Annotated in this window: 9 protein-coding genes, 1 tRNA gene and 1 pseudogene; 7 read left to right on the forward strand and 4 right to left on the reverse strand. The window is 40.8% G+C overall.

Translation table 11 applies throughout. From position 1 onward, the window contains the following. The first annotated feature begins 62 nt into the window (after positions 1 to 62). The 4 genes from AAEY94_RS19960 (at position 63) to lipA (ending at position 3413) form a co-directional block, all read left to right on the forward strand. Entirely contained in the window at positions 63 to 1271 is a 1209-nt protein-coding gene (locus AAEY94_RS19960; protein ID WP_392341435.1) for a serine hydrolase, read from the forward strand. Between the two features lie 156 nt (positions 1272 to 1427). Beyond that, positions 1428 to 1694, forward strand: a complete 267-nt coding sequence (gene ybeD, locus AAEY94_RS19965) for a DUF493 family protein YbeD (protein ID WP_011636177.1) — start codon at positions 1428 to 1430, stop codon at positions 1692 to 1694. A 103-nt stretch (positions 1695 to 1797) separates the two neighbouring features. Next, complete coding sequence (gene lipB, locus AAEY94_RS19970; RefSeq protein ID WP_101088695.1) at positions 1798 to 2448, forward strand: lipoyl(octanoyl) transferase LipB; 651 nt, start codon at positions 1798 to 1800, stop codon at positions 2446 to 2448. Then, entirely contained in the window at positions 2448 to 3413 is a 966-nt protein-coding gene (gene lipA / locus AAEY94_RS19975) for a lipoyl synthase (protein ID WP_101088694.1), read from the forward strand. The genes lipB and lipA overlap by 1 nt, the downstream gene beginning before the upstream one ends. A 79-nt stretch (positions 3414 to 3492) precedes the next feature. On the opposite strand, the gene rimI is transcribed toward lipA, so the two are convergent. The 4 genes and pseudogenes from rimI to AAEY94_RS19995 form a co-directional block, all read right to left on the reverse strand. After that, positions 3493 to 3951, reverse strand: a complete 459-nt coding sequence (gene rimI, locus AAEY94_RS19980) for a ribosomal protein S18-alanine N-acetyltransferase (RefSeq protein ID WP_350979795.1) — start codon at positions 3949 to 3951, stop codon at positions 3493 to 3495. Continuing rightward, positions 3938 to 4312 carry a hypothetical protein gene (locus AAEY94_RS19985; protein ID WP_101088692.1) on the reverse strand — a complete coding sequence of 125 codons (375 nt, stop codon included), beginning with the start codon at positions 4310 to 4312 and terminating at the stop codon, positions 3938 to 3940. The genes rimI and AAEY94_RS19985 overlap by 14 nt, the downstream gene beginning before the upstream one ends. A 230-nt stretch (positions 4313 to 4542) precedes the next feature. After that, positions 4543 to 5431 (reverse strand): annotated as a pseudogene (locus AAEY94_RS19990) (IS982 family transposase). A 260-nt stretch (positions 5432 to 5691) separates the two neighbouring features. Continuing rightward, positions 5692 to 5768, reverse strand: a tRNA-Trp gene (locus AAEY94_RS19995). A gap of 451 nt (positions 5769 to 6219) precedes the next feature. On the opposite strand from AAEY94_RS19995, the gene AAEY94_RS20000 reads away from it, so the two are divergent. From AAEY94_RS20000 to AAEY94_RS20890, 3 genes are all read left to right on the forward strand, one after another. After that, positions 6220 to 6519 (forward strand): transposase, encoded by a 300-nt coding sequence (locus AAEY94_RS20000; protein ID WP_101087190.1) that lies wholly within the window; start codon positions 6220 to 6222, stop codon positions 6517 to 6519. A 107-nt stretch (positions 6520 to 6626) separates the two neighbouring features. Next, positions 6627 to 6752 carry a hypothetical protein gene (locus tag AAEY94_RS20005; RefSeq protein WP_350979798.1) on the forward strand — a complete coding sequence of 42 codons (126 nt, stop codon included), beginning with the start codon at positions 6627 to 6629 and terminating at the stop codon, positions 6750 to 6752. Between the two features lie 179 nt (positions 6753 to 6931). Continuing rightward, positions 6932 to 7000 carry a hypothetical protein gene (locus AAEY94_RS20890; protein ID WP_502959416.1) on the forward strand — a complete coding sequence of 23 codons (69 nt, stop codon included), beginning with the start codon at positions 6932 to 6934 and terminating at the stop codon, positions 6998 to 7000. The last annotated feature ends 148 nt before the right edge of the window (positions 7001 to 7148 follow it).

The following is a 7148-nucleotide window of genomic DNA, read 5'->3' on the forward strand; positions in this document are numbered from 1 at the left end:
AAAAATTATACCAATCGATCTTTGTCTTTTCTTCGACTAACTAGAGACGTGCTAACTTCATGATGACTTCCAAAACCGCTCAATTAACAACGATGCTCTTTGCATCAGTTGTCTGTTTTTCTTCAATCGCAGCAACGCCACAACCAGATATACGTCCTACACCCAATCGCGCACCTATGGTGACACCTGATGCGCCGAGTGTTGCCGCTAAAGCTTACGTGCTAATGGATTATAATTCTGGCAGAGTCATTGCTGAAGAAAATGCCTACGAAAGTTTAAACCCAGCAAGTCTGACAAAAATGATGACCAGTTATGTTATTGGCCATGAAATCCGTGTCGGTAATATTTCATTAGATGATGATGTAGCCATTACCAAGAACGCGTGGGCAAAGAATTTCCCTGACTCATCTAAAATGTTCATTGAAGTGGGTAAAACCGTCAAAGTACACGACTTAAACCGCGGTATTATTATCCAATCGGGTAATGATGCTTGTGTTGCTATGGCTGAGCACATTGCTGGTACAGAAGGTGCATTCGTTGATTTAATGAATTCATGGGCCAAGCAATTAGGCATGAAGGATAGCTACTTTGAAAACTCTCATGGTTTAGACTCAGAAAATCATAAAACGACAGCTTATGATATGGCCATTTTAGGTGCAGCGCTGATCCGTGATGTACCTGAAGAATATAAAGTGTATTCAGAGAAGTCTTTTACCTATAACGGCATTAAGCAATATAACCGTAATGGCTTGTTATGGGATAAAAGCTTAAACGTTGATGGTATTAAAACTGGCCATACATCAGGTGCAGGCTACAACCTAGTATCTTCAGGCACCAGCGAAGGCATGCGTCTTATTAGCGTTGTGATGGGCACATCGAGTGAATCTGCACGTAAAGCTGAGAGTAAGAAACTACTCAACTATGGTTTCCGTTTTTTCGAAACTATTACACCATACAAAGCTGGCGATACCTTCGTAACTCAACAAATTTGGTATGGCGATAGAGAAACAGTTGATCTCGGTGTGATGACTGATACCCCTATTACTATTAGCCGTGGTAAAGCAAAAGATTTACAAGCTAACTTTGAATTAACTAAGCCACTAACAGCACCACTTGCTAAAGGCGAAACCGTCGGTCGCGTCTTTTTCCAGCTTGATGGAAAAGACATTGCTCAGTTCCCGCTAGTAACATTGAATGAAGTTCAAGAAGGCGGTATGTTCAGTAAGTTAATGGATTACTTTAAACAAATGTTTGCCAGTTGGTTTGAGTAATTATTCAGATTGACATGATTCACTAATGAAACTATTAGTGAATCAACTAATTAAAGCCGCCTAATCAGCGGCTTTAACTTTTTAAGATCTACCGGGCTTGAATCGGGTATAATTGCCACCATATTAGTAACACCAAAAACAGAATCGAGTAAGTTAATGTTAAATACAACGTTTGACCAAGTGATGGAATTTCCTAATTCGTGCCCTTTCAAAGTGATTGGTGATGCTGACGATACCTTAGCCGATCGTGTTGTTGCTGTAGCGCAACAACTTGCTCCCGGTGATTATGTTCCAAGCGTTAAGGCATCAAGTAAAGGCAGTTACTATTCAGTGACCATCCGTATTACTGTTACCAGCAAAGAACATATTGAAAAAGCGTATATTGATCTTGCCGCTATTGAAGGTGTAAAACGCGTACTGTAAGAGCCTAAAGAGTCATCTTTACTCATAAACTTGAGTATAATACTCAAGAATTCATCCATTGACTCGATGGACACACACAATTTATCTGGGGGAGACGTTGCCCTTGCAAGCACAAACACTGCACATCCGCCATCTTGGCATGCAAGACTATGAATCGACATGGCATGCAATGCAGGAATATACTGACACTCGCGATAGCGACAGCCAAGATGAACTTTGGATTGTTGAGCATCAACCAGTATTTACCCAAGGCCAAGCAGGTAAAAGCGAGCATATACTCAACCCTGGTAATATTCCGGTTATTCAAGTCGATCGTGGTGGCCAAGTTACTTATCACGGCCCAGGACAATTAGTGGTTTATCCACTTATCGACATCAAACGTAATAAACTAGGCGTTCGTCAGTTAGTGAACAATATTGAGCAAAGTATTATTGACATGCTCGCTTGTTACGCTATTAATGCTTACGCAAAAGCTGACGCTCCTGGTGTTTATGTAACAGAACGAAAAATTGCCTCTTTAGGATTACGCATCCGTAAAGGTTGCTCTTTTCACGGCTTAGCATTAAATGTCGATATGGACTTAGCCCCGTTTCAGCGTATCAATCCTTGCGGATATGCGGGTTTAGAAATGGTGCAATGTAAAGCATTAGGTGGTCCACAAACTGTGCTTGAAGCTGGCGATAAATTAATCCAAACCTTTAGCCAAATTATGGGCTACCAACAACTTGTACATCATCAAGGATTAGCAGAATAATGAATAGGCCTGAAAGATTACAACCAGGTGTCAAATTACGTGATGCCGATAAAGTCGCACGAATTCCTGTAAAAGTCGTGCCATCAGAGCGCGAAACTATGCTGCGTAAACCGGATTGGTTACGAGTAAAATTACCCGCGTCAAATCAACGTATTCTCGAGATAAAAGCGGCATTACGTAAAAACGGATTACACTCAGTTTGCGAAGAAGCCTCTTGCCCAAACTTAGCAGAATGTTTTAACCACGGCACAGCAACCTTTATGATCTTAGGTGCAATCTGTACCCGTCGTTGCCCTTTTTGTGATGTGGCCCATGGTCGCCCACTCAAAGCGGATTCTGACGAGCCTAAAAAACTGGCTCAAACGATTAAAGACATGAAGTTAAAGTATGTGGTGATTACTTCTGTTGACCGTGATGATTTACGTGATGGTGGTGCACAGCATTTCGCTGACTGTATTCGCGAAATTCGTTTATTAAACCCTGAAATCAAGATTGAAACTCTGGTTCCTGATTTCCGAGGTCGTATCGATGCCGCTTTAGATATTTTAGCGACCGAGCCTCCTGATGTATTTAATCACAACCTTGAGACGGCTCCAGCTCATTACCGCAAAGCACGTCCAGGCGCTAACTATCAGTGGTCATTAGATCTACTTAAACGCTTTAAAGAGCGTCACCCAACGATCCCGACTAAGTCTGGTTTAATGATGGGTCTAGGTGAAACTAACGAAGAAATAGCCGAAGTATTACGAGATTTACGCGCCCACAACGTGGAAATGCTCACGCTTGGTCAATACTTACAACCATCTAAATTCCACCTACCTGTTGAACGCTATGTTCCACCTGCCGAATTTGATGAATTGAAAGCCTTAGCTGATGAACTTGGTTTCACTCATGCAGCCTGTGGCCCACTTGTTCGTTCAAGCTACCACGCAGACTTACAAGCTCAAGGTAAAGAAGTTAAGTAATCTTACTTCGCCCGAATAAAAAACAGCGCTCTATATAGTGCTGTTTTTTATTTTTATTCGGTCGAATCAGACTAAAAAATTAACTCAACAATAAGTCCATTAAAATGGCATCTTCATAACCATCATCGGTAGGGTAATAGTTTTTACGCCTGCCTGATTCAATAAAACCGACTTTCTCATATAAGTATTTTGCCGCCTCATTTGACTGACGAACTTCTAACATCAGCACAACTGCACCCGCATCCTTCGCATCATGAATCAGTTGCTGCATCAGTAACGAACCAAAACCTAAACCTTGTTTATCTGGTGCGACACAAATATCGAGTAAAGTCACCTCATCAATAATCTGCTGCACTATCGCAAAAGCAAACAAATCATCTTGCTGCTTAATGCCAAATACGCGATATAAAGGCCCAAAACACTCCTTTAAGCCAGTTTCTGACCAAGGATGAGTATGAGCTTGATTTTCAATACTCGCCATTGCAGTAACATGCTCAACGCCAAGGGGGACAATTAAGTGACCATCAGTGTTGTTCATTGGTCAGGCCTTTACTTAATTGCTGGGTTTTGTCTAAATGTTGAGAAATTTGCTGCCATAAATGACGTTTTTCATCCACAAGTGCATGAAGGTCTGTTAGCGGCGCACTTACAACCCAAGCAACACGAGGACGAACTTTTGTCTTACGCATATCCCATATCACCTGTGGTCCTTTGATCATTTCACAATCAAACTCGCACTGTTCAATATCAACGTTTAATAAACGCAATACATCATGGATAAACGTTTGATCAGATAAATCGGCATCGAGATCATGCAACACTAAGTAAGGCTTTAACGGTTTATCAGCACTGAGCCAGCGAGTAATATTCATCGCATCTAAAAAAGCAGATTTATCCATCGAACTCTCAAAAACAAGGATACTTCAACAAGCATAACAGTTAACTAAATAAGGTTGTAAGCTAATTTAACCAAAAAACTAAGCCTTATTTGTCGCAAGGCTTAAAACGACAAAATCACAGTCATAGGGAATTTAATGAATGCTTGAATTGCCGAAAAATAGTAAACCAAACATTTTCGATTATAAAATATGACTTATGACGACAAAATACTAGCTAACCTGAGATCGGTTTAAGCCATAACAACAATAGCGCCAAACTCAGCATTCGTAATATTGAGTTGTGGCTTAGTTTCTTTCAGTTGATAGGCAATCAATCCGGCTATCATATTCAACATAAAACCATGCACGCTTCGATGTCTTGTATGCTCTATTTGTGAAATATTTTTTAGCTAGTCATTGATGGTTTCAATGATAAATCGACGTGAAAGCATCGCTCTATCCCATAGGGATAATGCTTTAGCTTTCATGTTTTTACGGACATTATTGACGATCGTAACACCTTGTTCGAGTAAGTCGCTCGCCAGTGCTTTGCTAATGTAGCCTTTGTCGGCATAAAGTTTATCCATTGAGTTAACCACCATCCCCGAAACAGGCTGAGTGTCATGCACATTCGCGGGCGTTATTTTGGCGGCTACAATGCCGCCTTTGTGATTAACAATTAGGTGAAGTTTAAACCCGTAGAACCATCCCATCGAGCCTTTTCCTCGGCTAGCGAGGCCCGATAAACTTTTATGCCTTGGAATTCGTAAGTTGTGACAGACCTTGATACTCGTTGAATCAATAAACTCAATCCCTGTTGGCTGACTTCTTATAGTACAAAAAATAGCTGCACAATGGCACGACAGTCGTGGGCATTAGTTCCAAAAAGCGACTGTAACTGAGCAAATGTGGAAAATCAGATTTAAAGAATCGAGCAAGATAACCAGTATAAAAGTTCTTGAAGTCACGGTGGTGGGATGTATGGAAGAGTATGATAATGGTCATTATTTCGCTCATGTCCATTCGATTTGAGCGCTGACGTTTTCGTGTGCCGTCAGTCAGGCATTGTGTATTCCATTGCGGAATGAATACAGCACAAAAATCATCGACATCACAAAATATATCCACTAAATTATTCATACGCCCTCTGCATGATTAAATCCTTCTTGGTCGAAAGATCTGATCGTAAAGAGGGCGTTTAGTTCAATTCTTATCCCGAGTTCAGGTTAGCTAGCATAAGATGTCAAAATGAGTGTTTCACATTAAGAAACGAAATCGACTATGTAGCTTGTTTGATCGAAGAGAAAACAAATATGGATTGTCTGTATGAAAGTAAATGAGAGACATTGTGAATAGTACAAAAGACAAAGGCCTAGCATTTTTGCTAGGCCTTCTAAATTTGGCAGGGGTGGCAAGACTCGAACTCGCAACCATCGGTTTTGGAGACCGCTGTTCTACCAATTGGAACTACACCCCTGTTGACGAGGGGCATTATGCTAAAAGCCCCTCCAAAGGTAAAGTACTTTTTTAAATAAAGCGCTCAATTGCAGTTTTTTCAAACAAGTTAGCTAATCTAATCGATTAATGAGTAGATTATGCATTTATAAAATGGCTCGGACATTGGTTAATTTCTACGATCTCATGGTTAAGTGTAGAAACTGATAGTCCAAATATGGAAGTCGACAACAAGAACACAATTACGTTCAATGGATAATCTGATCTGAAATTTAGAATCGAATCATTGAACAATCGAGCAAAAATAACCTAGTCAGTTCCATAATAATAAGCGCAATAGGTAATAATAATCGCACCTATTAATCCTATAGAGAGGGGGATAAACCTGCTCTGTATTCTCATCTATTGTGGCTTAATGAATCTGTACACCGATTGAGGTAAAATCCCCTTAAGATAAAACGGTGTAAAAAGTAATGAAGACTCAACCAACTTACTCAACAGAATTTAGAATAGATACCGCTAACCTTGTGATTAAACAAGGTTACACCATCCGAGAAGCTTGTGATGCAACCGGCGTAGGCCCGACAGCGATTAGACGTTGGGTAACCCAGCTAAGACAAGAATTTGAAGGTATTACTCCATCAGCTAATGCCATCACTCCCGAACAAAAACGAATTCAAGAGCTTGAAGCGCAAATTAAGAAAATTGAATGGGAGAAAGATATCTTAAAAAAGGCTACCGCTCTCTTAATGCAAGACAACATCAAACGATAGCATTAATTGAATTGTTATCGAGAGAGCAGAACATCGTCAAACAGCTTTGTCATTTGTTTGAAATACCACGTAGCAGCTACCATTATCATCTCAAACATCGTGGATTAGTGAAGCCTGAACGTGAGAAGCTGCGCCAGCAAGCGATTGCAATCCACCGTGATAGTCGTGGCTCTGCAGGGGCAAGAACGATAGCAGGCCAGCTTAATCAACTGGGTGAAAATGTTGGCCGTTAGTTTAATGAGAGATGCAGGGCTAATCAGTAACCAACCCAGAAAGCATCGTTACAAGATAGCAAATGATGAATCTAAAATAGCCCCTAATTTGTTAAAGCGGCAGTTTAACGTTGAAGCAATAAATCAGGTGTGGTGACGTGACCTATGTTTGGTCAGGAACCAAATGGCTCTATTTAGCCGTGGTAATGGATTTGTATGCGAGAAAAGTGGTGGGTTGGGCTTGCTCTGACAGCCCGAATACCGTTTGACTTGTGCAGCATTAAGAATGGCATTTGAAAGTCGTGGACGGCCCCAAAACCTGATGTTTCATTCTGACCAAGGTTGCCATTACAGTAGTCTTCAATATCGACAAATGCTGTGGAAATATCAAATAACGCAGAGTATGAGTCGACGAGG

The organism is Shewanella sp. AC34-MNA-CIBAN-0136, assembly GCF_040309945.1.
GTDB lineage: Bacteria > Pseudomonadota > Gammaproteobacteria > Enterobacterales > Shewanellaceae > Shewanella.

What these genes read in the sequence shown, in the direction of transcription:
- AAEY94_RS19985 (WP_101088692.1), bottom strand. Translation starts at nt 4,312, where the DNA reads ATGGATAAATCTGCTTTTTTAGATGCGATGAATATTACTCGCTGGCTC.
- rimI (WP_350979795.1), bottom strand. Translation starts at nt 3,951, where the DNA reads ATGAACAACACTGATGGTCACTTAATTGTCCCCCTTGGCGTTGAGCAT.
- AAEY94_RS20000 (WP_101087190.1), top strand. Translation starts at nt 6,220, where the DNA reads ATGAAGACTCAACCAACTTACTCAACAGAATTTAGAATAGATACCGCT.
- ybeD (WP_011636177.1), top strand. Translation starts at nt 1,428, where the DNA reads ATGTTAAATACAACGTTTGACCAAGTGATGGAATTTCCTAATTCGTGC.
- AAEY94_RS19960 (WP_392341435.1), top strand. Translation starts at nt 63, where the DNA reads ATGACTTCCAAAACCGCTCAATTAACAACGATGCTCTTTGCATCAGTT.
- lipA (WP_101088694.1), top strand. Translation starts at nt 2,448, where the DNA reads ATGAATAGGCCTGAAAGATTACAACCAGGTGTCAAATTACGTGATGCC.